We start from the raw sequence: 24,865 nt of genomic DNA, 5'->3' as shown, positions 1-24,865 counted from the left end.
AACGCCTTATTCATCTAAGGCATGTATCGATGTTCGACCTCAACCAGCTCCGCTGTTTCGTTACAGTAGCGGAGGAACTGCATTTCGGCCGCGCCGCCGCGCGGCTGAACATGACTCAGCCACCGCTGTCCCGGCAGATCCAGGTGCTCGAGCACATCATCGATGCGCCGCTGCTGGAGCGCACCAGCCGCTCGGTGCGCCTGACGCCGGCCGGGCGCAGCTTCCTGCCCGAGGCCCGCCGCATCCTGAAGCTCGCGGAAAGCGCCTCGCAGGTCGCCCGCCGCATCGCACTCGGCAAGACCGGCTCGTTGAAGATCGGCTTTACGGCCGCAGCCGCCTATGGCTTCCTCCCCGAGCTGGTCGCGGCCTGCCGCGCCAAGCTGCCCGAGGTCGATTTCTCACTCAAGGAGATGGTCTCCGGCGACCAGTTCGAGGCGTTGACCTCGGGCCAGATCGATGCCGGCCTGCTGCGGCCGCCGATCGCGCGACCTGAACTGACCAGCCGCCGTGTCGTCGCCGAGCCCCTGCTCGCTGCGATCCCGAAGAAGCATCCGCTGGCGAATGCGGAAAACATCACCATCAAGGACTTCGACAACCAGCCCTTCGTGATGTATTCGCCCTATGAGAGCCGCTACTTCCACGATCTGCTGGTGGCGCTGTTCACTCGCGCCGACATCCTGCCGCGCTATGTCCAGCATCTCAGCCAGATCCACTCGATCCTCGCGATGGTGCGCGCCGGCCTTGGCCTCGCCATCGTGCCGGCCGCAGCTGCCGGCCTGAAAATCTCCGACGTCCGCCTGCGTCCCCTGAAACTGCGCACACGCGTTCCCGTCGAGCTGTTCATGGTCTGGCGCCGCGACAACGAGGATCCGCTGCTGGCGGCGCTGGTCAAAATCGCAGGTGAATTGTCCTCAGCCGAGCTGGTGGAAGATTGATGCTCAATCCGCATCGGTCGATATAGGCTTTGGCTTGGACGCGCATCGAACGGTCTCCTAAACAACGGCGAATGGACGCGGCCTGCGTCCTCCACAACACACAATCAGGGAGCAGCGCCCGTGAGCAAAATGACCCCGCAGGAAATGGCCCAGAAGATCGGATCCGGCCTCCTGTCCTTCCCCGTTACGCCGTTCAAGGCGGATTATTCCTTCGACGAGGCGACCTACCGCGCCAACATGGATTGGCTGTGCGGCTATGATGTCGCAGGTCTGTTCGCCGCCGGCGGCACCGGCGAGTTCTTCTCGCTGACCCCGACCGAGGTCCCGCACGTGGTCAAGGTCGCAGTCGAGGAGACCAAGGGCCGCGTGCCCGTGCTCGCCGGCATCGGCTATGGCACGGCGATCGCCCGCGAGATCGCGATCGGCGCAGAGAAGGCTGGCGCTGACGGCCTGTTGCTGCTGCCGCCTTATCTGACCCATTCCGAGCAGGACGGCCTTGCCGCCCACGTCGAGGCCGTCTGCGCCTCCGTGAAGATCGGCGTCATCGTCTATAACCGCGACAACGCCATCCTCCAGCCCGACACGGTCGCCCGCCTCGCTGAGCGCTGCCCGAACCTCGTCGGCTACAAGGACGGAATCGGCGATATCGAGCTGATGACCCGCGTCTACACCAAGCTCGGCGACCGGCTGACCTATGTCGGCGGCCTGCCGACCGCCGAGACGTTCGCGCTGCCCTATCTCGACATGGGCGTGACGACCTACTCGTCGGCTGTGTTTAATTTCGTTCCGGAATTCGCCACCAACTTCTACGCCGCGGTGCGCAAGCGCGACCATGCGACGATCCACGCCGGCCTGAAGGATTTCATCCTGCCGCTGATCGAGATCCGCAATCGCAAGAAGGGCTACGCGGTCTCGATCATCAAGGCCGGCATGAAGATCATCGGCCGCGATTCCGGCCCGGTCCGCCCGCCGCTGACCGATCTCACCGAGCAGGAGGTTGCGGAACTGGCCGCGCTGGTGAAGAATCTGCCTGCCGCAGGATCGACACGACAGGCGGCAGAATAAAGCAAGACAACAGGGAGGAGCGTGCGATGGCCCAGACTGAGATCTCCGGCACGCCAGTCGCCGGCGCACCGGTCGTCACATCGATGCAGGTGATCCCGGTCGCGGGTAGCGACAGCATGCTCCTGAATCTGAGCGGCGCGCACGCGCCGTTTTTCACCCGCAACATCGTCATCCTCACCGACAATGCCGGTCACACCGGCCTCGGCGAGGTGCCGGGCGGGCAGAAGATCTGGCAGACGCTCCAGGATGCCCGCGATCTCGTGATCGGCAAGACCGTCGGCGCGATGAACAACATCCTCGCGGATATCAGAACCACCTTCGCCGACCGCGACGCCGGCGGCCGCGGCAAGCAGACGTTCGATCTGCGCGTGATGATCCACGCGGTTACCGCCATCGAATCCGCCCTCCTCGACCTGCTCGGCCAGCATCTCAATCTTCCCGTCGCGGCCCTCCTCGGCGAAGGCCAGCAGCGCAAGAGCGTCGAGACGCTCGGCTATCTCTTTTTCGTCGGCGACCGCCGCAAGAGCAAACTCGACTACATCAAGGGCGAGACCGGCAAGGCCGAATGGTTCAACCTCCGCCATCAGGAGGCGATGACGCCGGAGACGGTGGTGCGACTGGCGGAAGCCACGCAAGACCACTACGGCTTCGCCGACTTCAAGCTGAAGGGCGGCGTGCTCCGTGGCGAACAGGAGATCGAGGCCGTCACGGCCATTGCAAAGCGCTTTCCCGACGCGCGCGTCACGCTGGACCCGAACGGCGCCTGGTCGCTCGACGAGGCGATCCGTCTCTGCAAGGACATGCACGGCATCCTCGCTTATGCCGAAGATCCCTGCGGCGCCGAGGCCGGCTTCTCCGGCCGCGAGATCATGGCCGAGTTCCGCCGCGCCACGGGCCTGCCGACCGCAACCAACATGATTGCGACCGACTGGCGCCAGCTTTCGCACGCGCTGCGGCTTGGCGCGGTGGACATTCCGCTCGCCGATCCCCACTTCTGGACGATGCAAGGCTCGGTGCGCGTCGCCCAGACCTGCCGTGACAACGGCCTGATCTGGGGCTCGCACTCCAACAACCATTTTGACATCTCGCTCGCCATGTTCACACATGTCGGCGCTGCCGCCCCCGGCAAGGTCACCGCGATCGACACCCACTGGATCTGGCAGGACGGACAGGCGCTCACCAAGGAGCCGCTCCAGATCAAGGGCGGCAAGATCGCGGTCCCGGATCGTCCGGGCCTCGGCATCGAGATCGACCGTGCGGCCATCGAGGCCGCGCATGAACTCTACAAGCAGCATGGACTTGGCGCCCGAGATGACGCCACGGCCATGCAAGACTTGATCCCCGGCTGGACGTTTGACGACAAGCGTCCCTGCCTCGTGCGTTAAGAAACTCAGGCTTGATCCCGGAAAAGCGGAGACCGGTTTTCCGATAAGGATCATGCCCCTTAAATGGAGGAACGAGATGACTGCGATCCTGAAGAACTTCATCGGCGGCGAATGGGTCGACGGCTCCGGCGTCACCAAGAACATCAACCCCTCCAACACCAACGATCTCGTCGGCGAATACGCCAAGGCCGACAAGGCACAGACCGAAAAGGCGATCGCCGCCGCAAAGGCCGCCTTTCCCGCCTGGGCGCAGTCGACGCCGCAAGCGCGCTATGACGCGCTGAACAAGATCTCGCTCGAAATCATTGCCCGCAAGGAAGAGCTCGGCCGCCTGCTCGCCCGCGAAGAAGGCAAGACGCTCCCGGAGGGCATCGGCGAGGTCGCGCGTGCCGGCCAGATCTTTGCGTTCTTTGCCGGTGAAGCGCTGCGCCTGATCGGTGAGAAGGGCGCCTCCGTGCGTCCCGGCCTCGACGTCGAACTCACCCGCGAGCCGGTTGGTGTCATCGGCATGATCACGCCCTGGAATTTCCCGATCGCGATCCCGGCCTGGAAGATCGCGCCGGCGCTCTGCTACGGCAATACCGTCGTGTTCAAGCCGGCTGAACTGGTGCCGGGTTCCGGGCACGCGTTGTCCGAAATCATCGCGCGCTCCGGCATTCCGGCTGGCGTGTTCAATCTCGTGGTCGGCTCCGGCTCCGTCGTTGGCCAAACGCTGCTTGAGCACCCGGACGTTGCGGCGATCTCCTTCACTGGCTCGGTGCAGACTGGCCGCAAGATCGCGCAGGCCTGCGTGCTCTCGAACCCGATGAAGAAATTCCAGCTCGAGATGGGCGGCAAGAATCCGCTGGTCGTGCTCGACGATGCCGACCTCAAGACCGCCGTCGAGGTCGCCGTCAACGGCGCCTATTTCTCGACCGGCCAGCGCTGCACGGCTTCCTCCCGCCTGATCGTCACCGAAGGCATCCATGACCGCTTCGTCGCAGCGGTGGCCGAACGCCTGAACGGCCTGTCGGTCGACGACGCGCTCAAGGCCGGCGTGCACATCGGCCCCGTGGTCGATCAGAGCCAGCTCGACCAGGATCTGCGCTACATCAAGATCGGCCGGGACGAAGGCGCCAAGCTCGCCTTCGGTGGCGAGTTGCTCAAGCGCGAGACGCCCGGCCACTACCTGCAGCCGGCACTGTTCACCGAAGCCAACAATAACATGCGCATCGCGCGTGAAGAGATCTTCGGCCCCGTCGCCGCCGTCATCCGCGCCAAAAACTACGACGAAGCGCTGGCGATCTCCAACGACACCGAATTCGGCCTCGCCTCCGGCATCTGCACCTCCAGCCTGAAATACGCCTCGCACTACAAGCGCAACAGCGAGTCCGGCATGGTGATGGTCAATCTGCCGACCGCCGGCGTCGACTATCACGTGCCGTTCGGTGGCCGGAAGGGTTCGAGCTATGGCGCCCGCGAGCAGGGCTCCTATGCGCGCGAGTTCTACACAACGGTGAAGACCGCCTATACCTATCCCGGCTAACCAAGAGGAAGATATCGTAGGGTGGGCAAAGCGAAGCGTGCCCACCGCTTACGTTCGGTATGAAGTATCGTGGGCACGGCGCGTTGCGCCTTTGCCCACCCTACGACTTCAGTTTCTGAGGTAAAGCAGATGGACCAGGACGTCGCGGCAAAAGAACAGCCCCGCTACATCAAGCTCAACGCGCGCGACAATGTCGCGATCGTGGTCAATGATTTCGGGCTTCCCGCCGGCTCCCGCTTTGCCTGCGGACTGACGCTGCGCGCCTTCGTGCCGCAGGGGCACAAGACGGCGCTGGTCGACATCGCACAGGACGCAGAGATCGTCCGCTATGGCGAGGTGATCGGTTACGCGCTCGCGCCGATCCTGGCCGGCGAATGGGTCGATGAGGCGCGCATCCGCATGCCGGAGGCCCCTGACCTCGACAAGCTCGAAATATCGACCGCTGTCCCCGCGCCGCTGCCGCCGCTCGAAGGCTTTACCTTCGAAGGCTTCCGCAATACAGACGGCTCGGTCGGCACCAAGAACATCCTCGGCATCTCCTCCTCCGTGCAATGCGTCAAGGGCACGATGGAATATGCGGTGAAGCGCATCCGCGCCGAACTGCTGCCAAAATATCCGAACGTCGACGACGTCGTGCCGCTGACCCACGCCTATGGTTGCGGCGTTGCCATCAATGCGCCTGATGCGGTGATACCGATCCGCACGCTGCAGAATATCGCGCAGAACCCGAACTTCGGCGGCGAGATTTTGGTCATCAGCCTCGGCTGCGAAAAGCTCGCGCCCGAGCGGCTGGTGCCGGAAGGCGTGAGCGATGCCATCGTGCGCATGCAGGACGAAGCCTTCGACGGTTTTGGTGCGATCGTCGACGCAATCATGACCCAGGCGGAAGCGCGCCTGAAGGTCCTCAACAGGCGTACCCGCGAGACCTGCCCCGCGTCCGATCTCGTGATTGGCCTGCAATGCGGCGGCAGCGACGCGTTCTCCGGCGTCACCGCCAACCCGGCGCTCGGCTTCGCTGCCGACCTCCTGGTGCGCGCCGGCGCCACCGTGATGTTCTCGGAAGTCACCGAAGTGCGCGACGCCATTCAGCTGCTCACGCGGCGGGCCATCAACGAGGATGTCGGCCGCGCGCTCGTGCGCGAGATGGCCTGGTACGATTCTTATCTGGCCCGTGGCGGCGCCGATCGCAGCGCCAACACCACACCCGGCAACAAGAAGGGCGGCCTCGCCAACATCGTCGAGAAGTCGCTCGGCTCGATCGTCAAGTCCGGCTCGAGCGCGATCACCGGCGTGCTCTCGCCCGGCCAGAAGGCGACGCAGAAGGGCATGCTGTTTGCAGCAACGCCCGCGAGTGACTTCATCTGCGGCACGCTCCAGCTCGCTTCCGGCATGACCCTGCAGGTGTTTACCACCGGCCGCGGCACACCCTACGGACTGGCGGCTGCGCCCGTGATCAAGGTCGCGACCCGCACTGAGCTTGCCCGTCGTTGGAAGGACTTGATCGATTTCGACGCTGGCGGCATCGCCACCGGCGCAAAGACCATCGAGGAAACCGGCTGGGAGCTGTTCCGCCTGATCCTCGACGTCGCCTCTGGCCGCACCAAGCCATGGTCGGATCGCTGGGGCATCCACAACGACCTTACGCTGTTCAATCCGGCGCCCGTGACCTGAGCGCGACTTCCGCGCCTGCAGGACCAAAAGGACCGCTCGATGTCCGGCATTACGACCCTGCGCACGATCCGCATCGACGAGCGCCCGAACTTGATCTGGGTCGAGATCGAGACCGACGAGGGACTGACCGGCCTCGGCGAAAGCTTTCGCGGCGCGCAGGCGGTCGAGGCCGCGTTGCACGAACTCGTCGCGCCGCTGGTGCTCGGCCAGGATTCCCGCCGCATTGAAGCGATCTCGCGGCAATTGCTGACGCCCTATCTCGGCTTTCACAGCGTCAGCGCCGAGGTGCGCGCGGCCAGTGCGATCGACATCGCGTTGTGGGACCTCAAGGGCCAGCGCCACGGCATTCCCGTGCATGAGGCACTCGGCGGCGCCAGCCGGCTCGAGATCCGCGCCTACAACACCTGCGCCGGCTATGCCTACAACACCAGGAGCTCCAGGCGCCGCGAGATCGGCGCTGACGATGCAGCGCTCGGCCCCTATGACGATCAGATCGCCTTCATGCGCGATGCCGGGTCGCTTGCCGAAAGCCTTTTGAGCGAAGGCTACGGCGCCATGAAGATCTGGCCGTTCGATCCCTTTGCCGCGAATGGCGGCCACGCGATCTCGCTCACCGACCTCAAGATCGGACTGGAGCCGTTCCGCAAGGTCCGCGACGCGGTCGGCGATCGCATCGAGATCATGTGTGAATTGCACAGCCTGTGGGGCACGCACGCCGCCGAGCGCATCTGCCGTGCGCTCGAAGATTACGGCGTGTTCTGGGTCGAGGATCCCCTCAACAAGATGGATGATGTGCAGGGCCTTGCCGATCTCAGGCGCCGCGTGAAGACACCGATCTGCGGCAGCGAGACGCTGGCGGGCGCGGCGAGCTTCCGCAATTTGCTTGCGGCAGACGCCGTCGACGTCGTGATGCTCGATATCGCCTGGTGCGGCGGCCTCAGCGAAGCGCGCAAAATCGCTGCACTTAGCGAAGCCTACAACAAGCCGCTCGCCCCGCACGACTGCACCGGACCCGTCGCACTGATGGCGGGCCTGCATCTGGCGCTGCATGCGCCGACCGCGATCTTCCAGGAGGTCGTGCGCGCGACGCTGTCGACCTGGTACCGCGACCTCGTCACGGCGCTGCCGATCGTGAACAACGGCATCGTGTCAGCACCGACGGCACCGGGCCTCGGGCTCGCCCTCAATCCGGAGCTGCGCCGCCGCGCGGACGCAGTGGTGCGAGAGACCAAACTCGGCGCGTAGCACGATCGCCCGTCTTTCGCGAAGCCGTCTGGAAACATTTGACGCGGAGAATTTCTTGCTCATTTCGTCATGTCGTCTCACGCAACCAAATTTATCCGCGTGCGAGAGACGAATGTCGGTACACAAGCGAACCTGTTGCGGCAGTGCCGCGACCTAACGCCCGCATCCAGTGCGGGCGCCGTCAGCATTCTCACGTCATGCTGCCCGGCATGAAACACCGCACGCGTGGGTGACCGTCGATATAGTGCTTCCACACCATGGTGCGGCCGATCTTGTTCGGCTCGGTGACCACGGCACCATCGGGGACGACGACCCATTCGTCGTCGAGATGCACGCGGTAATGTCCTTTATCGGACTCCCAGTCGACATCGGCGACGACATAGCCGTCGGCATCCGAACAGCACTGTCCGTACTCGCTGCGCAGACTCTCGAACCAGGGTTTGAGCGGCGAGTTCGCATAGCGTCCGTCGTCGCGCGCCATCGCCGATGTTACCAGCAGCAGCAGCAACGTCGCCGCACACGGTCTTGCAAATCCCATAGCGTCATCTCGCGGATCGAAGTCGGCGCCACGAGGAACAGACGACGTTGCTCACGCCCTTTGACCATGCGCGGAAGCGGCGACTCGTCCCTCCAGCAGATTTGCCGACAGCTATGCAAATCCAGCGCCAGCGCGCATTCCGGGGAACTACTGGCGCAGACCTGGCGAGCATTCGTCTTTCGACGCATGCGCCGCTGAGGGGAATGACAATGACGTGTGAGGCAGCGGCCGCGACGGCTGCGCGGCCAGCTTACTTCTTCGCTGCCGGCGCCATCATCATCGCGCCGCCCTTCTTGGTGGCGGGCGCGGGCTTCGGCGCAGTCGCGGCGGCCTGCGCGGGGAGATATTTGGCGATGATGGCCGGATCGACCTCGGCCATGTTGGCATCCGGCAGGCGCTGCCAGGTCTCGTCCTTGCCGAACAGGGAAATGCCGAGGAAGCCGCGCATGGTCAGGACCTGACCGTCCGGGCTGACCGTCATCTTGGCCTTCCAGATATTGCCGTCGCGCGGATTGACCACGTTGCCACCCTCGTACTTCAGCCCGTCACGCTTCATGTCGCGGATGAAGGAAAGCCCGAGCACCGGCTGGTTCTTGCGATCATCCGTGCACTTCGTGCAGGTCTCGTTCGGGTCGTCGCCAGCACGCGGGAAGGTCTTGGCGATGACGCCTTCGAAGATGCCGTTGTGGTCGATGAAGAGGAACCAGCCGACCGTCTTGCCGTCCTCGACCTTCTGCCAGAGGCCAGCAGCGGTTGGCTGCTGTGCGGCAGCCGGCTTCGCCGCGCCAATCGACAGCACGACGGCGAGTGTCAGGAGCGAGAGCAGCCGAAAGCTCGAAAAAGGATTCCGCATCATGATCACCTTGCTAAGCCGCCACTGCAATGGCCGCAGACTACGGCGATTTCGCGAACGATTCCAGCACCAGAAACATGGGGCATCGCCCGTCCGTTCCCGTCGCGATCAGTTGACACCGAGTTTCTTTTGCAGGCTGGAGGACGAGGTCGTGTACTGGAACACGAGCCGCTTCTCCGGATAGACGTAGCGGTGGGCTTTTTGCGACATCAGTGCGGCCTCGTGGAAGCCGCACAGGATCAGCTTGATCTTGCCGGGATAGGTGTTGATGTCGCCGATGGCGAAGACGCCAGGCACGTTGGTCTCGAACGCGGAGGTCTCGACCGGCACCAGATTGTTCTCCAGCGCAATGCCCCAATTCGCGACCGGGCCGAGCTTCATGGTCAGTCCGAAGAACGGCAGCATCGCATCGCAGGCAATATCGCTGACATTGTTGTCGTTGCCCTTGACGGTGGCGCCGGTCAGTTGGCCGTCAGCGCCTGACAGCGCGGTGACCTGGCCGAGCCGCAAATCCAGCTTGCCGTCGGCCACCAGCGCGCGCATCTGCTCGACGCTGTGGGGCGCGGCACGAAAATCGTCGCGCCGATGCAGCAGTGTGATGCGCTTGGCCAGCGGATGCAAATTGAGCGTCCAGTCGAGCGCAGAATCGCCGCCCCCGACGACCAGCACGTTCTTGTCGCGGAACGTCTCCATCTTGCGCACGGCGTAATGCACCGAGGTGCCTTCATAGGCTTCGATGCCCGGCACCGGCGGACGCTTCGGCTGGAACGAGCCGCCGCCCGCCGCGATCACCAACACCTTGCATTCGAACACCTTGCCGGCGTCAGTGGTGCAGCGAAAGGCGGGGTCGCCGATTCTCTCCACGGTCTCGATCATCTCGCCGAGATGGAAAGTCGGGTGGAACGGCTTGATCTGCTCCATCAGTGCGTCGGTGAGACCCTGCCCCGACACCTGCGGAATGCCGGGAATGTCGTAGATCGGCTTTTCCGGATAGAGCTCGGCGCACTGTCCGCCGACCTTGTCGAGGATGTCGACGAAATGCGCCTTCATGTCGAGAAGGCCAAGCTCGAAGGCGGCGAACAGACCGCAAGGGCCGGCGCCAATAATCAGCACATCGGTTTTGATCACGTCGCTCATGTCGTCTCTTTATCGGTCGTTATCGGTTGGACGGCGCCCTTTTGGGCCGAGGTGACCCTGCCTGTCTAGCCAACGGGGATGGATCAGGGAAGGCATAAAAGCGGGTGCGCCCCGCAGCCGCGCCCACTTGCAGGGTCAAAATAACTGGGCTGTAACGAGGTTGGATATGACGGAGATCAATCGGTGAACGCACCAAGCCGCCTCGATACGACGCCGCGCCTGGAGGACTTCCCCTTTCGCCTCGGCGACAACGTCCGCTTCGGCGATCTCGACCCGAACCAGCACGTCAACAACGCGGTCTACGCCACCTATTTCGAGACCGGCCGTGTCACGCTGATGAAGAGCCCGGAATATGGGCTGACACCGCCGGGGCTCGCCTGGATCATGGTGCGGCTCGACATCCACTTCCGCGCCGAACTGCGCTGGCCGAACACGATCGAACTCGGTCTCGGCGTGGTGAAGCTTGGGCGGACGTCGGTGACCTTCGAGCAGGTCGTGTTTTCGAACGGGACGTGCATTGCGTCGGCGACGTCGGTCGGTGTCCTGCTCGACGAGACGACGCGCCGGCCAGCACCGCTGACCGCTGAGGTGATCGAGAAATTCAGACCCTGGCACAAGCGCGGCATCGAGGTCCGGCCGCCGAGCACGTAAGCAAGAAGAATCAGGCCTGGCGTTCCGGCGTCGCCACCACGAGCCCGTCGAGTTCGTCGGAGACCTTGATCTGGCAGGACAGGCGCGAGTTCGGGCGCACATCGAAGCCGAAGTCGAGCATGTCTTCTTCCATCGGCGTCGGGCTGCCGACCTTCTCCCGCCAGACTTCGTCGACATAGACATGGCAGGTCGCGCAGGCGCAGGCGCCGCCACACTCGGCTTCGATGCCCGGAATGCTGTTGCGGATGGCTGCTTCCATCACGGTCGCGCCGTTCTCGACGTCCACTGTGCGGGTTTCGCCCTTGTGATCGACAAAGTGAATTTTGGCCATGTGTGCTCGTGCTGCCGCGATCTGGGGAAAAGGAGGGTCCGGGCTGTCCTATAACGGGTCGATCCGGACCGCGCCATAGCGTTTTCAAGCGAAGTGGATACCGGTTCGCGGGAAGAAAACGCGTCAAAACAAAAGACTAGTGCGCAAGGCCCCTGACGCCGGGGGCGCCAACCTAGTGCTTGAGGATCGCCGCAATAGCCGCGCGAACTTCGGTGACCGCCTCTTTCAGCGTGGTGAAGGCGTGGGGCTGGTTGTGGCCGATCCGGATCGCGGTTTCGAGGCTGGCGGCGGCATCGGCGACCGCAAAGGCTCCGATCCCGCGCGCCGAGCCCTTGAGCTTGTGCGCGAGCGCGCCGGTCTCGGCCGGAAGCGCCGTCATCGCCGCGATGAGCCGAACCGCCTGCTCGGCGAACATCGCAAGTACTTCCTGCTCCAGTTCGGCATCGCCGAGCGTCATGCGCGAGAGGTGGTCGAGGTCAAGCGGGCTGTCGATGGGCGCTAGCGGGGGCGAGGGCATCCATTCCATCCGTTGCAGTTCAGGCGTCATGACACAGGCCCCGGCATCGCGGATGTTCCGCCGGTCCGGCGGTGAGCTTTGCCTCACCCAAGCATGGAAATGGTTAACGAAGTGTTGGCACCGTTTTACGCAAATCCGCCCGTTTATTGACGAAAAGTTGCCGCAATCGGCCAAGTTCCGTGGAGAATTTCATTTAGGGCTAAGGCGTTACGGCGCGATCCTGTTAACGATGATTAAGATTGTCTTAATCGCGGGCATTTCATTCGCGACGCTCTGCCAATAGGATGTTGCGGAAATTGGCGGACAAGCCGTCCGGGTGGGGATGGCTCGGAGATCCGCGCAAGCGGCATGATCCGGTCTGTGGGCTTGCGCAGCGCGCAGGGCTCGCGGGGGGACGCGTACAAGTAACGAGGGCTCGGATTGAACATGGCCAACACTCCCAAAAAGGTCAAAGACCCCACAGAAGTTGCGCTTTCTGCAATCCAGGAAGCCCTCAACATCAGCGACACGGCCGCCGATACCAGCCGCAACGCATCGATGCGCAACGAAACGGGGCCTTCGGTGGCGCCGCCGATGCCTCCCGTGTTCGACGAGGCGGCCTTCGAGCCGCGCCCCGCCGCCAATGAGCGCGCCGTGTTCGATCCGATCGAGGAACCGCGCTCGTCGCGCCGCGCCGCCAATGACGACCGCGAGACCATCGGCCAGCTGCTGCAGTCGCTGCAGACGGGCCGCCCTGCCCGCAACATCTACACCGGCGCAACCATCTTCACCGTCGTCTGGCTTGCGGCCTGTGCCGCGCTGACGGTCGGCTTCCTGCCCTCGATCCGGGCCTCGATGGGCGAGAGCGGCGGCGTGCTGGCGATCGCCGGCCTCGTCACGATGTTCTTCGCGCCGATCATGCTGTTCTACTTCCTCGCCAGCCTGGTCTGGCGCGGCCAGCAGATGAGCCAGGTCGCGCAGGCGATGGCCCAGGTCGCGATCCGCTTCTCCGAGCCCGAAGGCTCGGCATCCGATTCCATGGTCACCGTCGGCCAGGCCATCCGCCGCGAGGTCGCGGCGATGGGCGACGGCATCGAGCGCGCGATCGCGCGTGCCGGCGAGCTCGAGACGCTGGTGGCCAACGAGGTCGCAGCACTCGAGCGCGCCTATTCCGACAACGAAGTGCGCATCCGCGCTTTGCTCCAGGACATCGCGCATCAGCGCGACAATCTGGTCGGTCAGGCCGAGCAGGTTCGCAGCGCCATTTCCGGCGTGCAGATCGACCTCCGCCACGACATCGCGCTGATCTCGGACGCAATCGCCTCGCGCGTCGACGAGGTGGCGAAATCCATCACCGGCGCGCTGGAAGAGCGCGGCGCCCACATCACCGGTGCGCTGAGCCACGCCGGCGACAACATGATCCTGGCGCTCGGCGAGCGCGGTGGCGACCTGCTCGACCGCCTCGAGGAGGCCAGCGCCGAGACAACGCGCGCGGTGCTCGACGCCAGCGAGCGGCTGACCACCAGCCTCAACTTCAAGACCGGTCATGTCCACGACGAGTTCGTCGACCTCGCCGACCGCGTCCACGAGATGCTGAACGAGCGCATCGACCGCATCACCGGCGAGTTCGAGCAGCGCTCTTCGGCGATCGTCGACGGCATCTCCGACCGCACCGAGCAGGTGCACGACTCCCTGAAGAATTCGTCGGACTCGCTGCTGCTCGAGCTCGAGCTGCGCTCCAACGACCTCTCCGCCAAGATCGACGACGCCGGCAACCGCCTCGCCGGCCAGATCATGACCTCCGGCGACAAGGCGAGCGAGGCGCTCGACGCCACTGTCAACACGCTGGTCGCCAAAGTCGTCAGCCAAACCGAGACCGCGCACGACTCGCTGTCGCTGCAGATGAGCGCGTTCGACGAACTGGTGAAGAATCAGGGTTCCGAACTGGTCGAGAAGTTCGCTCGCGATTCCGGCACGCTGGGTGCCCTGATCACGCGCCACATCTCCGAGTTCGACCGCACCGTGAAGACCTTCGGCGGCGACATCGTCGAGCGCATGGGCCAGCGCACCCACGAGATCCATGAGTCGCTGAAGACCTATGTCGATAATTTCGACACCCGCTTCACCTCCAACGGCGGCGCAATCACCGCCGTGCTCGACCAGCGCCTGGTGCAGTTCGAGACCACGATCGGCGAACGCGTCACCAACCTCGATAACTCGCTGAACGGCAAGATCGCCAGCCTCGACGGCACCATCGAGGGTCACATCAAGACCTTCGACGACCAGCTCGTCGGCCGCGTCGCCGCACTCGAGCAGTCGTTCGACACCCGCGCGAAGTCGGTGACCGAGACCATCGACGGCCGCTTGAACACGCTCTCCACGTCCCTGACCGACGGTGCCGCGCAGGCGATCCAGTCGATCGACTCCCGTTTGACGCACCTCACCGCGACGCTGACTGACGGCGCTTCGCAGACGATCCACTCGATCGATACGCGTTTGACCCATCTCACGACGGCGTTTAACGGCGGCGCCTCGCAGGCGCTCGAATCCATCGACACCCGCCTCACCTATCTGACGACCGCTCTGACCAACGGCGCCTCGCAGGCCGTGCAGTCGATCGACACCCGTCTCACGCTATTGACCTCGACGCTCACGGACGGCACCGCGCAGGCGATCGAGGCGGTCGACCGCCGCATCACCGGCGTCGCCGATCTCATCGACGGCCGCACCATGCACCTGACCGACACGGTCACGGCGCGCTTCCAGGACATCCACCAGGCAATCGAGACCAAGGTCGGTTCGGTTGCCAACGACATCGACGTCCGCGTGGCGCAGTTCGAAGACCTGCTCGGCTCGCGTGTCGAGGCCGTCGCCGGCCGTATCGAAAGCAGCGGCCGTCAGGCCAGCGAGGACATGATGTCCCGCGCCGAGATGATCTCGACCGCGATCCGCTCGCATGTGGAAGACGCCGAGCGTTCGCTCACCAACCTCGTGGTCAACACCAGCGAGACGATCCAGACCGGTGCGCGCACCGCGCAGCAGTCGCTGATGACGGTCTCCTCCGACGTCAACGCCCAGCTCAAGATGACCTCCGCCGAGGTTGAGCGCGCGCTGACCGCAGTCGGCACCGGTGCAGCGAACTCGATCCTGACCAGCGCCCGCGAGGCGCAATCGTCTCTGGTCGCGGCCTCGGGCGATGCATCCAACCAGATCAAGGGGCTCGCCGCCGACGTCGAGCGCACGCTGTCTTCGGCAGGCTCGGCCACTGCGGCCTCGATCCTGGCCGGCGCGCGCGAGGTGCAGACCACGCTCGTCACCGCCTCTTCGGACGCGGCCAACCACGTCAAGACGCTCACTGCCGACGTGCAGCGTTCGCTGTCGCTCGCCGGCACCAGCACGGCGGAATCGATCACCGCCGGCGCCCGCGATGCGCAGGGCACGCTGATCGCGGCCTCGACCGAGACCGCCAACCAGATCAAGGCGCTGTCCTCGGACGTGCAGCGCTCGCTCTCGATGGCAGGCACCTCGACGGCCGAGACGCTCATGAGTGGCGCCCGAGAGGCCCAGAGCACGCTGGTCAATGCGTCCTCGGATGCGGCGAGCCAGGTCAAGTCGCTCGCGGCCGAGGTGCACCGCTCGCTCTCGCAGGTCGGCCAGTCGACCGCCGAGACGATCACGACCAGTGCCCGCGACGCGCAGAGCACCCTGCTCGCGCTCTCGGCCGAACAGACCGGCCAGGTCCGTTCGCTCGCAGCCGAAATGCAGCGCGCGCTGGCGACCGCCGGCGGCGCCACCATCGAGGCGCTCACCAGCGGCGTGCGCGAGGCCCAGGGCACGCTGATCTCGGCATCGACGGATGCTGCAAGCCAGATCAAGTCGCTGACGACCGACATCGAGCGCACGCTGACCTCGGTCGGCGCCGACACCGCCTCGACGATCCTCAGCAGCGCACGCGAGGCGCAGACCTCGCTGACCTCGACCTCGGCTGATGCCGCGAGCCAGATCCGCACGATCTCGACGGAGATCGAGCGCGCGCTGAGCACAGCGACGTCGAACGCCACCAACGACATCCAGACCAGCGCGCTCAACGCCCAGAACGCGTTGATCAATGCCTCGAACGAGGCGAGCTCGCGGGTCAAGTCGAGCTCGGCCGACGTCGAGCGCTCGGTGCTCGCCGCCAGCAGCAGCTTCGGCCAGGCCATGACCGGCAAGACCGACGAAATCGTCACCTATGTGCAGCAGCAGGCTGATCGCCTCTCGAACATGATCGACGCCAAGCGCGGCTCGCTCGTGGATGCGATCGGCACCAAGACCAGCCAGCTCACGCTCGACATCGACCGCGTCACCTCCGACGCGCTGAAGTCGATCGAAACGCGCGGCACGGCCTTCTCGCAGACCATGATGGGCAACGGCAACGAAGTCGCCCGCACCATCAATTCGGCGAGCGAGATCGCGACCAGCGCGGTCGGCAGGTCGCTCAAGGACCTCGAGACGGCCTCGCGCGCGGCGATCGACCAGTCGCGCCAGGTCTCGATCGCGGCCGTCACCGAGATGCAGGAGACCAGCAAGATCCTGCGCACCGACACGGTCGCCCTGTTCGAGCGCCTGCGCGAAGGCAACATCCTCCTCCAGGAGGTGCTGACCGGTGCCCACGACAACCTCAACTCGCTCGAGCGGGCGCTGGTGACGCGCGTCGCCGACTTCGTCTCGGCGATGAACGACGTCACCTCGCGCAACGGCGCTGCGACGCAGAACCTGGAAGACCAGCTCAACGTCTTCAACACGAAGACCACGCGGGCGCTGCAGGATCTTGGCGAGCTGTCGACCCAGTTCGACGCGCACGGCAAGGCGCTCGTCGAGGCCGCGCAGGTCGTCGAGCAGAGCAACAAGAACACGACCGCCTCGCTTGCCGAACGCAAAGCCGCGCTGGAATCGCTCGTCACCACCATCGACCTGCGCACCGCCGATCTCGACCAGCGCCTGTCGCGCTTCACCGGGCTGCTCGATGAGTCGCTCGCTGCGGCCGAAGAGCGTGCCCGCGACATTGCCCGCGTGGTCGCGGAGACCGCCGGTGCGGGTTCCGCCGCGATCACCCGCCAGTTCGAAGCGGTGCGGTCGGCCTCCGAAGAGGAGCACCGCCAGACCATCGATGCCATGCACGACATCTACCGCCAGACCACCGACGAGGCGGATGCGATGTTCAAGCAGTCGACCGAGAAGTTCGGCAACCTCGTCGGCAGCATGAAGCAGATGGCGTTCGAGATGCACAACGAGCTCGAAGCCACCCGCAACGAGCTGCGCCGTGGCGTGCTCGAGATGCCGCAGGAGGCCGCCGAGAGCACCGCGCAGATGCGCAAGGTGATCGTCGACCAGATCGAGGCGCTCGCCGAGCTCAACCGCATCGTCGCCCAGCACGGCCGCGGTCTCGACGTCACCACGACGGGCCGCGCCAGCGTGCAGCGTCAGGAAGAGCCGATGATGGCGGCCGTCGGCGGCCGCAGCAGCGAAACGCGCGTCCGCGAAAGCACCAGCGCCTCGACCCTGCCGCCGCCGGACCTCGGCGTGCCCGCCGCTCGCCGCACCGAGGCGCCGCCGGTTGCCCCTGGCGGCAACGACCAGGGCCGCGACGGCTGGCTGTCGGATCTCTTGAACCGCACGGACGCCAACCAGGCTGCTCCCACCGGTCGTGAGACCCCGCGCGGCCGTCAGGCCGCACCCGCCCCGCAGCCGCAGGCCCCGCAGAGCAGTGGCAATCCGCTGGAATCGCTGTCGCTCGACATCGGCCGGCTGATGGACCGCAACCTCGCTTCCGAAATGTGGGACCGATACCAGCGCGGCGAGAACAAGGCCTTCACCAAGCGCCTCTACACGCCCGCCGGCCAGAAGGCTTTTGACGAGGTCGCCCGCAAGTATCGCGCCGACCGCAACTTCAAGAGCACGGTCGACCGCTATATCGGCGAGTTCGAACGCCTGCTCGACGAAGTCGCCCGCGACGGCCGCGGCCCGCAGGAGCTGCGCAGCCACCTGACCTCGGAGACGGGTCTGGTCTACACACTCCTCGCACATGCGGCGGGTCGGTTGGGGTAACACTCGCAAGTAGCGAGTAGCGAATGCAAACGGAGGCCTCCCGGCCTCCGTTTTTGTTTGAGCGTGTTATTCAAACGAACGCTTGGGGGCCGCGCGCGCCAATCCATCCCGTTACCCTGAGGCGCCGGAGCGTAGCGGAGGCCTCGAAGGGCGACAGCCCGGCGGCGTATCTCGGCCGTTCATCCTTCGAGGCTCCTCGCGCGCCGCGTTGCGTCGCGCGGCTCGCACCTCAGGATGACGGGACTGATAGTTAGGTCTGACCCAGCAACCGTCATTGCGAGGAGCACAGCGACGAAGCAATCCGGCTGTCCCCGCGGAGACAGACTGGATTGCTTCGCTTCGCTCGCAATGACGGAGGTGAGAGACGCGAACGCCGCCCCTACTGCCGCCTACGCTCGTTCGCGGGCGCCGGCTTCGGTGCCTCGGCCGGCGGCGGGGCGGCGGCTGGTGCGCTGTTGCTGGCGCCGAACAGCACGCGGGTCGGGTTGCGGTCGAAATTGTTCACGGCGCGGCTGATGTCGCCGAGCGTGCGGCGGCCGTCGGTTATCAACGCACCGGAGCGCTTATCGAAATCCTCGGCGAGCTCGCGGATCGATTTCACCGTCAGGAACAGCTCGCCACCGTCCTTGCCGCCAGCGAGCGAGTTGAGGCCGAGCATGAGGTTGTCGGCCTTGAGCATGACGCCGTCGACCTTGGCCATCACGCCGTCGATCTTCTCGGAGTTGCGCGCGAGCGAGTTGGTGAAGATCTCCAGGTTCTTTAGCGAGTTCTTCACCGATTCCTGGTTGTCGGCGACGATCTTGTTGATGTTCTGCAGCGTGCCGCGGATCGCCTCGGTGACGTCCTGGAGCTTGTTCGGATCGGCCGTCAGCGTTGGGATGCCGTCCTCGGCGAGCGGCGGCGGCGGAGCCGCCTCCTCGCCGCCCTTGAGCGAGATCGCGGCTACACCCGTCAGGCCCTGGAATTCGAGGCCGACCAGAGTGTCCTTGCGGAGCGGAGTGTTGTTCTCGATCATGGCGAGTGCGACAACCCGCCGCGGATTGTCGAGCTTCACCGAGACCACCTCGCCGACCCGGATACCATTGAAATTGACGCTGCCACCGTTGCGCAGGCCCGCCGCGGGGCCCTCGAACACGACGCGGAAGGGGCTGCGCTGCTTGGTGGTATGCAGCGACTGGAACCACAGCACGAAGCCGATTGCAGCCGCGATCACGGCCAGCGTGAAGGATCCGATCAGTACGTAATTCGCCCGCGTTTCCATCAGCTGCTCCGGCTACTCAAGTCACGACCGAGCGGGCGCGCTTGCCATGGAAATACTGCCTCAGCCAGGGATGCTGCGAGGCCTGCATGTCGGCGATCGACCCTGCCGCAATGATCTTACCGTTCCCTAAAACGGCGATCCGGTCGCAAGCTGTGTAAAGGCTGTCGAGGTCGTGGGTTACCATGAAAACGGTCAGTCCCAAAGTACGCTGCAGCGTCCTGACCAGCTCGTCGAAGTCGCCGGCGCCGATCGGATCGAGGCCGGAGGTCGGCTCGTCCAGGAAGACGAGATCGGGATCGAGCGACAACGCGCGGGCCAGCGCGACGCGCTTGATCATGCCGCCTGAGAGTTCCGAGGGGAAACGCTCGGCCACCTCAGGCTTGAGGCCGACCATGGCGAGCTTCGCCATCGTGATCTCGTCCATCAGCCGCTGCGAGACTCGTAAGTACTCGCGCATCGGAAACTGGATGTTCTGCCGCACCGTGAGCGAGGAGAACAGCGCGCCCTGCTGGAACAGCACGCCCCAGCGCCGCTCGACATTGCGGCGCTGCAAAGTGTTGGAGGAATCGAGATCGACGCCGAACACCTCGATCGAGCCCGCGACCTTCGGCACCAGGCCGATGATGGTCCGCGTCAGCACCGACTTGCCCGCGCCCGACGGGCCGACAAATCCCAAAATTTCGCCGCGCTTGACGTCGAGGTTGAGGCCGTCGAGCACGCGCGTCGCGCCGAACTGCACGGTGATGTCGCGAACGCGGATGATGGGGTTTTGAATCGCGTTTTGCGCTTCTTGCGCCATCGTCACATTCCGATCGACGCGAAAAAGATGGCGAACACGCCGTCCATCACGATGACGAAGAAGATGCCCTTCACCACGGACGCGGTCGTGTGCTGTCCGAGCGATTCCGCGCTGCCCTGCACCGCGAGGCCCTCGACGCAGGCGACGATGCCGATCACCGCAGCCATGACGGGCGCTTTCACGATGCCGACGATGAAATGATCGATCGAGATGGCGTCGCGCAGGCGCAACAGAAACGCTTCGGGATCGACGCCGCCATAGAGCCAGGCGACGAGCCCGCCGCCATAGAGCGCGGCCATGGCGCCGAGGAAGGCGAGGATCGGCAGCGCCAGCACCAGCGCGAGCATCCGCGGCAGCACCAGAACCTCGATCGGGTCGAAGCCCATGGTGCGCAGCGCATCGATCTCTTCGCGCATCTTCATCGAGCCGAGCTCGGCGGTATAGGCGCTGCCCGAGCGGCCTGCGACCATGATCGCGACCAGCAGCACGCCGATCTCGCGCAAGACCAGCACGCCCAGCATGTCGACGACGAAGATGTCGGCGCCGAAGCGGCGGAAATGGAAAATGCCCTGCTGGGCGATGATGCAGCCGATCAGGAAGGTGATCAGCACCACGATCGGCACCGCGCGCCAGCAGACCTGCTCGAGATGATGCACGGTCGAGGTCAGACGAAACGAGCGTGGGTGGATCAGCGTGCGCGCACTCGCCGCGAGCACCGCGCCGAGCATGTCCATCAGGCCGGCAACCGTCCCGCCGACGCCGGCCACGGCGCGGCCGATCTGCTCCAGCATGCCGGTGATGGTGATCGTGCTGCTGTCGATGACGGGGGTCGCCCGGACCCGGCGCACCTCGTCGACGAGGCTCGAATAATTGGCGGACAGCCCCGCGATCTGCGCCTCTACAGCGCCTTGGGTGAGGCTGCGGCGCAGCCGCTCGATCAGCCAGGCGCCGAACGTGTCGAGCTTGGCGACCTCGGAGACGTCGATGAAGATGCTTTGGGGGCCGCCGGCGAGCTTCTCGGCGTCGGCCACCATCCGCTCCAGGACCGGCGCGAAGCTCGCAGTCCAGGTTCCGGTAGCGCAGAGGGCCAGCGCGTTGCCTTTGGCAATCCGTTCCAGCTTCGGATCGCCGCTCAAGGTGTCCGCTCCCGTACTTGGGCGGAGGAAATCAAATCGTTGCGCACGCGCCCTTACCCAGAATAGGTATCCCCAACTGGTTAATGTTAGTTGCTAGAGGTAACCAGCAGGTTCAGATTTCGCCAGAGTTCAAAATGACTTCCAGCAAAGTTCCGGCCCTCGCCGCCCGAATCGAGCGGTTTCCCATCGCCGGCAGTTTCACCATCAGCCGGGGCGCCAAGACCGAAGCCATAACCGTTGTGGCTGAAGTGAGCCAAAATGGCCTGACCGGCCGTGGCGAATGCGTCCCCTATCCCCGCTATGGCGAGACGCCCGAAGCGACACTGGCCGCGATCCAGGCCATGCAGTCGGCCGTGGCGGGCGGACTGACGCGGCAAGCCCTCCAGGCCGCCATGCCGCCTGGAGCCGCCCGCAATGCGCTGGATTGCGCCCTGATCGACCTCGAGGCCAAGGCGGCCGGCCGGCGGGCCTGGAACCTGCTTGACCGCCCGGTGCCGGGTGAGCGCACCACCGCCTACACGATATCACTCGGCACGCCGGACGCCATGGCGGCAGCGACCGCGAAAGCGGCGCACCGGCCGCTGCTCAAGATCAAGCTCGGCGGCGACGGCGATCCCGAGCGGATTGCGGCCATACGCAAGGCGGCACCTGAGTCCGAGCTGATCGTCGATGCCAACGAAGCCTGGACCGAGGCCAACCTCCAGCACAATCTCGCGGCCTGCGCGGCCGTCGGCGTCACCCTGGTCGAGCAGCCGCTTCCGGCCGGCAAGGACGACGCGCTGGCGCGGATCAAGCGACCGCTCACGGTCTGCGCTGACGAGAGCGTGCACGATCGCAACTCGCTGGCGCCCTTGCGCGCGCGCTACGACGCCGTGAACATCAAGCTCGACAAGACCGGCGGCCTCACCGAGGCGCTCGCCATGGCCGATGCCGCGCAGGCGCTCGGCTTCGAGATCATGATCGGCTGCATGGTCGCGACCTCGCTGTCGATGGCGCCCGCCATGCTGGTGACCCCGCAAGCGCGCTTCGTCGATCTCGACGGCCCCTTGCTACTGGCGCGAGATCGCGATCATGGACTGCGTTATGACGACAGCCTGGTCTATCCGCCGGACTCTTCGCTGTGGGGATAAGCCTTGAGCCGATGCCGCGCCGACCAGATGACAATCGCGCCCGCAGCGGCCATCGCGGCCATGACATAATAGAGGCTGTCGCCGATGCGGGCGTAGATCGCGCCTGAGGCGATCGAGGTCACCGCGCCCAACAATCCGCTGCACGCTGCGAGGTAGCCCTGCCCGCGCGCGATTTGATGCGACGGCACGCGCTGCACAAGCAGATTCATGGTGCCGACAACAGTCATCCCGAAGGAGAGGCCGTGACCGAGCTGCGCGATCGCGAGCAGCGCCAGCGACGGCTCCTGCGCCGTGACGATCCAGCGCAGCACCGCGCTGACGCCGCCGATCGCCATCAGCGATGACGGATGCAGCGAGAAGCGCGGCGACAGCGCGAACACGACGATCTCGGCGATCACACCCAGCGTCCACAGCCCCGCGATGGTCAGCCCGCTCAGACCCTGGATCTGCCAGTTGATGGCGGAGAATATGTAATAGGCGGCGTGACTGCCCTGGATCAGCGCAGCCGAGGCGATCACGGCCCAGAAGCCGCCATCGCGCAACAAGGCCTTGCCGGCCGGGGTCTCCGTCGTCTTGCGCCTGGCATCGTCGAGCGGCTGAAGCAGCATGCTGGCGAGCACCGCGACCACCGCCCATGCGACGATGATCCAGATCAGGTTGCGCGCTGCGATGCTGTCCACGAGGTAGCCGCAGGCCAGCGAGCCGGCCGCGAAGGCCGCCGAACCCCACAGCCGCAAAGGTCCGTAGTCGAGCCCGTAACGCGCGACGCCGCGCAGTGCATAGGCGTCGGTGAGCGGCGTCGTCGGCGTCCACATCACGCAGGTGAGAGCGTAGATCAGGAACAGCGCCAGCGGCTGTTGCTGCAAGCCGAGGGCCGCAAGGCCGATCGCGGTGGCCAGCACCGAGATCATGATGCCGGCGCGAATCGCGTGTCGCTTTTCGGCAAAGGCGGTGATCTGCGGCAGTGTGGTGAAGCGCGTGAGCGACGGCAGCGCGTTGATGATCCCGATCCAGGCCGCATCGACGCCGACCGCCTTGAGCCAGACCGGGAAGAAGGGCAGATGCGTGCCCGACACGGCGAACACGGCCGAGTAAAACAGCGCGAGACGCACGGCGAATCGCCGCTTGACGGGTGTCGCGATGGGGATTTGTGATTCGCCTGCCATCAAACCAATTGCGATTCGGTCGATATCGTGGTGATCGTTACAGTAACGCGTAGTGATTTGCGCGACGAGATTGTCATGGCCAACGAAGCATTCGCCCTCTCGCCTATGTCTGCCCGCGCGGCCGAGCCGAACGAGCAGGATTACGACGCGATCAGCGAAGCCTTCATGGAGACCGCGCGCGGCCGCTGGTTCCTCGGCGAATACGCCAAGCGCAACCGCAATGCCGACACCAGCATGGTGCTCGACGCGGTTGCGAAAATCGAAGAAACCCTTGCGGCACAGCGACAACCTGTCGTCGAGGACCGCCTGCCTGAAGCGTTGGTCGCGATCCGCCGCGCGGTCGAGGACACCGAAGCGTCCGTCGCCAAGGCGCTCGATCCGGGCGCGATCGAAGCGAGCCTCGCGGCAATCCCGCGCGGCGTGCGCATCATCAAGGAGATCTCCTGGCGCTGGCGCGAGATCGGCGCCGACGGGCGAATCTGCGACCTGATTGATTCGCAGCTCGCATCGATCGAAGCGGCCTGCGCCCAGATTTCGACTATCGACCCGCGCGCCGACCTCAAGGCCGCCTTCGATCTGCTCAAGGACCGGGTCGAGCAGACGGATGTTGGCGGCATCGCAGCGTCGCAATGCTCCGTGCGGCCTGCTCCGGCGCCAGCGACGCCCGTGGCGGAAGCGCCCATGGCAGAAGTGCCGGCTCCGGCGGCGAGCGAAGCACCTGTGGCATTTACGGAGACGCCACCGGAGATCGCTCCCGAGCCCGAGGCGACAGCAGACGTGAGCGGCATCGCCGAGGACGCGGTGATGGACGTCGCGATCGAGCCTGAGATCGCCGCGAGCACCGTCGAAGAGAGCTTTGCTGCGGTCGAGGATGGCGTCGCCGATCCTGCAGCCGTTACCGAAAGCACCGACGAGTTCTCGCTCGATGCCGCCGCGGAGGCCGAAGACGACGCCGTGCTCGCGCGGATCGCAATGGAGATGGCCGCGCCCGATCCGGAGTTCGACGAGATCATCGAGCCCATGGAAATGGAAGCGGCTATTCCCGAACCGATGCCGGAGCCAATGGTCGCGGAGATCGCGGAGCCGGTCGCAACGGAGGCGCCGATCGCACCTCCCTTGGAGGAGCGGGTTGTCGAGCAGCCGCTTGCCGAAGCCCCGATCGCGATGGAATCGCTCGCGCGCCTCACCGATGCCATTGCCGAAGCCGCCGCCGAAGTGATGGAGCAGCCGGCCCTCGCGATGACGGCCGCAGCAACATTCGGCGCAGCACCGACCGCGACGCTGCCGATGCCGTCCCCCCTGCCCGACCCCTCACTTGGCGCCACGATCCTGGCCAGCGGCATCCTGCAAAAGCCCCGCCCCGCCGCCAACGACGCGATGGCGCCGATCCGCCGCATGACCCAGGCCGAGAAGATCGCGTTCTTCTCGTAGACTGGCCGTCGCGGCTGACGACT

At 65.3% G+C, this 24,865-nt stretch carries 19 protein-coding genes; 10 read left to right on the top strand and 9 right to left on the bottom strand.

From position 1 onward, the window contains the following. Window positions 1-29 precede the first annotated feature (29 nt). From ABIA96_RS33440 to ABIA96_RS33415, 6 genes are all read left to right on the top strand, one after another. Window positions 30-935 carry a LysR family transcriptional regulator gene (locus ABIA96_RS33440; protein ID WP_354141179.1) on the top strand — a complete coding sequence of 302 codons (906 nt, stop codon included), beginning with the start codon at window positions 30-32 and terminating at the stop codon, window positions 933-935. Between the two features lie 120 nt (window positions 936-1,055). Next, window positions 1,056-2,000, top strand: coding sequence for a 5-dehydro-4-deoxyglucarate dehydratase (kdgD, locus tag ABIA96_RS33435; RefSeq protein WP_354141178.1), 945 nt, complete (start codon window positions 1,056-1,058; stop codon window positions 1,998-2,000). Between the two features lie 26 nt (window positions 2,001-2,026). After that, the gene (gene gudD / locus ABIA96_RS33430; protein ID WP_354141177.1) at window positions 2,027-3,385 is read left to right on the top strand and encodes a glucarate dehydratase; all 1,359 of its coding nucleotides are present in this window, start codon (window positions 2,027-2,029) and stop codon (window positions 3,383-3,385) included. A gap of 76 nt (window positions 3,386-3,461) precedes the next feature. After that, the gene (locus ABIA96_RS33425; RefSeq protein WP_354141176.1) at window positions 3,462-4,910 is read left to right on the top strand and encodes an aldehyde dehydrogenase family protein; all 1,449 of its coding nucleotides are present in this window, start codon (window positions 3,462-3,464) and stop codon (window positions 4,908-4,910) included. A 129-nt stretch (window positions 4,911-5,039) separates the two neighbouring features. Next, a complete protein-coding gene (gene garD, locus ABIA96_RS33420) occupies window positions 5,040-6,581 on the top strand; it encodes a galactarate dehydratase (RefSeq protein ID WP_354141175.1) in 1,542 nt (513 codons plus the stop codon). 39 nt (window positions 6,582-6,620) lie between these two features. Then, entirely contained in the window at window positions 6,621-7,826 is a 1,206-nt protein-coding gene (locus ABIA96_RS33415; protein WP_354141174.1) for a mandelate racemase/muconate lactonizing enzyme family protein, read from the top strand. Window positions 7,827-8,016: 190 nt separating this feature from the next. On the opposite strand, the gene ABIA96_RS33410 is transcribed toward ABIA96_RS33415, so the two are convergent. From ABIA96_RS33410 to ABIA96_RS33400, 3 genes are all read right to left on the bottom strand, one after another. After that, window positions 8,017-8,364 (bottom strand): hypothetical protein, encoded by a 348-nt coding sequence (locus ABIA96_RS33410; protein ID WP_354141173.1) that lies wholly within the window; start codon window positions 8,362-8,364, stop codon window positions 8,017-8,019. Window positions 8,365-8,614: 250 nt separating this feature from the next. After that, window positions 8,615-9,217: a DUF2147 domain-containing protein gene (locus ABIA96_RS33405; RefSeq protein ID WP_354141172.1), complete on the bottom strand. Its 603-nt coding sequence runs from the start codon at window positions 9,215-9,217 to the stop codon at window positions 8,615-8,617. A gap of 108 nt (window positions 9,218-9,325) precedes the next feature. Continuing rightward, window positions 9,326-10,354, bottom strand: coding sequence for an NAD(P)/FAD-dependent oxidoreductase (locus ABIA96_RS33400; RefSeq protein ID WP_354141171.1), 1,029 nt, complete (start codon window positions 10,352-10,354; stop codon window positions 9,326-9,328). 183 nt (window positions 10,355-10,537) lie between these two features. Here ABIA96_RS33400 and ABIA96_RS33395 point away from each other — a divergent pair, with 183 nt between their 5' ends. Further along, window positions 10,538-11,005 carry an acyl-CoA thioesterase gene (locus ABIA96_RS33395; RefSeq protein ID WP_354141170.1) on the top strand — a complete coding sequence of 156 codons (468 nt, stop codon included), beginning with the start codon at window positions 10,538-10,540 and terminating at the stop codon, window positions 11,003-11,005. A gap of 10 nt (window positions 11,006-11,015) precedes the next feature. Here the strand turns inward: ABIA96_RS33395 and ABIA96_RS33390 are convergent, their stop codons facing one another. Together ABIA96_RS33390 and ABIA96_RS33385 are read right to left on the bottom strand one after the other, a co-directional pair. Beyond that, window positions 11,016-11,336, bottom strand: a complete 321-nt coding sequence (locus ABIA96_RS33390) for a 2Fe-2S iron-sulfur cluster-binding protein (RefSeq protein ID WP_148740958.1) — start codon at window positions 11,334-11,336, stop codon at window positions 11,016-11,018. Window positions 11,337-11,508: 172 nt separating this feature from the next. Continuing rightward, the gene (locus ABIA96_RS33385; protein ID WP_354141169.1) at window positions 11,509-11,853 is read right to left on the bottom strand and encodes an Hpt domain-containing protein; all 345 of its coding nucleotides are present in this window, start codon (window positions 11,851-11,853) and stop codon (window positions 11,509-11,511) included. A gap of 426 nt (window positions 11,854-12,279) precedes the next feature. Between ABIA96_RS33385 and ABIA96_RS33380 the strand changes: the two genes are divergently transcribed. After that, window positions 12,280-17,919 carry an apolipoprotein A-IV repeat region-like domain-containing protein gene (locus ABIA96_RS33380; RefSeq protein ID WP_354141168.1) on the top strand — a complete coding sequence of 1,880 codons (5,640 nt, stop codon included), beginning with the start codon at window positions 12,280-12,282 and terminating at the stop codon, window positions 17,917-17,919. 379 nt (window positions 17,920-18,298) lie between these two features. On the opposite strand, the gene ABIA96_RS33375 is transcribed toward ABIA96_RS33380, so the two are convergent. The 3 genes from ABIA96_RS33375 to ABIA96_RS33365 are packed head-to-tail and all read right to left on the bottom strand — an operon-like array spanning window position 18,299 to window position 21,115. Next, window positions 18,299-19,180, bottom strand: a complete 882-nt coding sequence (locus ABIA96_RS33375) for an MlaD family protein (RefSeq protein ID WP_354141167.1) — start codon at window positions 19,178-19,180, stop codon at window positions 18,299-18,301. Window positions 19,181-19,196: 16 nt separating this feature from the next. Beyond that, window positions 19,197-19,979, bottom strand: coding sequence for an ABC transporter ATP-binding protein (locus ABIA96_RS33370; protein ID WP_354141166.1), 783 nt, complete (start codon window positions 19,977-19,979; stop codon window positions 19,197-19,199). A gap of 2 nt (window positions 19,980-19,981) precedes the next feature. Continuing rightward, window positions 19,982-21,115 (bottom strand): MlaE family ABC transporter permease, encoded by a 1,134-nt coding sequence (locus tag ABIA96_RS33365; protein WP_354141165.1) that lies wholly within the window; start codon window positions 21,113-21,115, stop codon window positions 19,982-19,984. Between the two features lie 134 nt (window positions 21,116-21,249). Here ABIA96_RS33365 and dgcA point away from each other — a divergent pair, with 134 nt between their 5' ends. Then, window positions 21,250-22,245 carry an N-acetyl-D-Glu racemase DgcA gene (gene dgcA, locus ABIA96_RS33360; RefSeq protein ID WP_354141164.1) on the top strand — a complete coding sequence of 332 codons (996 nt, stop codon included), beginning with the start codon at window positions 21,250-21,252 and terminating at the stop codon, window positions 22,243-22,245. Here dgcA and ABIA96_RS33355 read toward each other — a convergent pair. After that, window positions 22,215-23,411, bottom strand: a complete 1,197-nt coding sequence (locus ABIA96_RS33355; RefSeq protein ID WP_354141163.1) for an MFS transporter — start codon at window positions 23,409-23,411, stop codon at window positions 22,215-22,217. The two genes, dgcA and ABIA96_RS33355, sit on opposite strands and share 31 nt — an antisense overlap. 75 nt (window positions 23,412-23,486) lie before the next feature. Between ABIA96_RS33355 and ABIA96_RS33350 the strand changes: the two genes are divergently transcribed. Further along, window positions 23,487-24,842, top strand: coding sequence for a hypothetical protein (locus ABIA96_RS33350; protein ID WP_354141162.1), 1,356 nt, complete (start codon window positions 23,487-23,489; stop codon window positions 24,840-24,842). Window positions 24,843-24,865: the final 23 nt, after the last annotated feature.

It is taken from the genome of Bradyrhizobium sp. LB11.1 (assembly GCF_040549385.1).
Classification (GTDB): Bacteria; Pseudomonadota; Alphaproteobacteria; order Rhizobiales; family Xanthobacteraceae; genus Bradyrhizobium.
The sequence above is the reverse complement of the archived record's forward strand: the minus strand, read 5'-3'. Positions and strand labels throughout refer to the sequence as shown.

What these genes read in the sequence shown, in the direction of transcription:
- ABIA96_RS33440 (WP_354141179.1), top strand. Translation starts at nt 30, where the DNA reads ATGTTCGACCTCAACCAGCTCCGCTGTTTCGTTACAGTAGCGGAGGAA.
- gudD (WP_354141177.1), top strand. Translation starts at nt 2,027, where the DNA reads ATGGCCCAGACTGAGATCTCCGGCACGCCAGTCGCCGGCGCACCGGTC.
- ABIA96_RS33425 (WP_354141176.1), top strand. Translation starts at nt 3,462, where the DNA reads ATGACTGCGATCCTGAAGAACTTCATCGGCGGCGAATGGGTCGACGGC.
- garD (WP_354141175.1), top strand. Translation starts at nt 5,040, where the DNA reads ATGGACCAGGACGTCGCGGCAAAAGAACAGCCCCGCTACATCAAGCTC.
- ABIA96_RS33415 (WP_354141174.1), top strand. Translation starts at nt 6,621, where the DNA reads ATGTCCGGCATTACGACCCTGCGCACGATCCGCATCGACGAGCGCCCG.
- ABIA96_RS33410 (WP_354141173.1), bottom strand. Translation starts at nt 8,364, where the DNA reads ATGGGATTTGCAAGACCGTGTGCGGCGACGTTGCTGCTGCTGCTGGTA.
- ABIA96_RS33405 (WP_354141172.1), bottom strand. Translation starts at nt 9,217, where the DNA reads ATGCGGAATCCTTTTTCGAGCTTTCGGCTGCTCTCGCTCCTGACACTC.
- ABIA96_RS33400 (WP_354141171.1), bottom strand. Translation starts at nt 10,354, where the DNA reads ATGAGCGACGTGATCAAAACCGATGTGCTGATTATTGGCGCCGGCCCT.
- ABIA96_RS33390 (WP_148740958.1), bottom strand. Translation starts at nt 11,336, where the DNA reads ATGGCCAAAATTCACTTTGTCGATCACAAGGGCGAAACCCGCACAGTG.
- ABIA96_RS33385 (WP_354141169.1), bottom strand. Translation starts at nt 11,853, where the DNA reads ATGCCCTCGCCCCCGCTAGCGCCCATCGACAGCCCGCTTGACCTCGAC.
- ABIA96_RS33380 (WP_354141168.1), top strand. Translation starts at nt 12,280, where the DNA reads ATGGCCAACACTCCCAAAAAGGTCAAAGACCCCACAGAAGTTGCGCTT.
- ABIA96_RS33375 (WP_354141167.1), bottom strand. Translation starts at nt 19,180, where the DNA reads ATGGAAACGCGGGCGAATTACGTACTGATCGGATCCTTCACGCTGGCC.
- ABIA96_RS33370 (WP_354141166.1), bottom strand. Translation starts at nt 19,979, where the DNA reads ATGGCGCAAGAAGCGCAAAACGCGATTCAAAACCCCATCATCCGCGTT.
- dgcA (WP_354141164.1), top strand. Translation starts at nt 21,250, where the DNA reads ATGACTTCCAGCAAAGTTCCGGCCCTCGCCGCCCGAATCGAGCGGTTT.
- ABIA96_RS33355 (WP_354141163.1), bottom strand. Translation starts at nt 23,411, where the DNA reads ATGGCAGGCGAATCACAAATCCCCATCGCGACACCCGTCAAGCGGCGA.
- ABIA96_RS33350 (WP_354141162.1), top strand. Translation starts at nt 23,487, where the DNA reads ATGGCCAACGAAGCATTCGCCCTCTCGCCTATGTCTGCCCGCGCGGCC.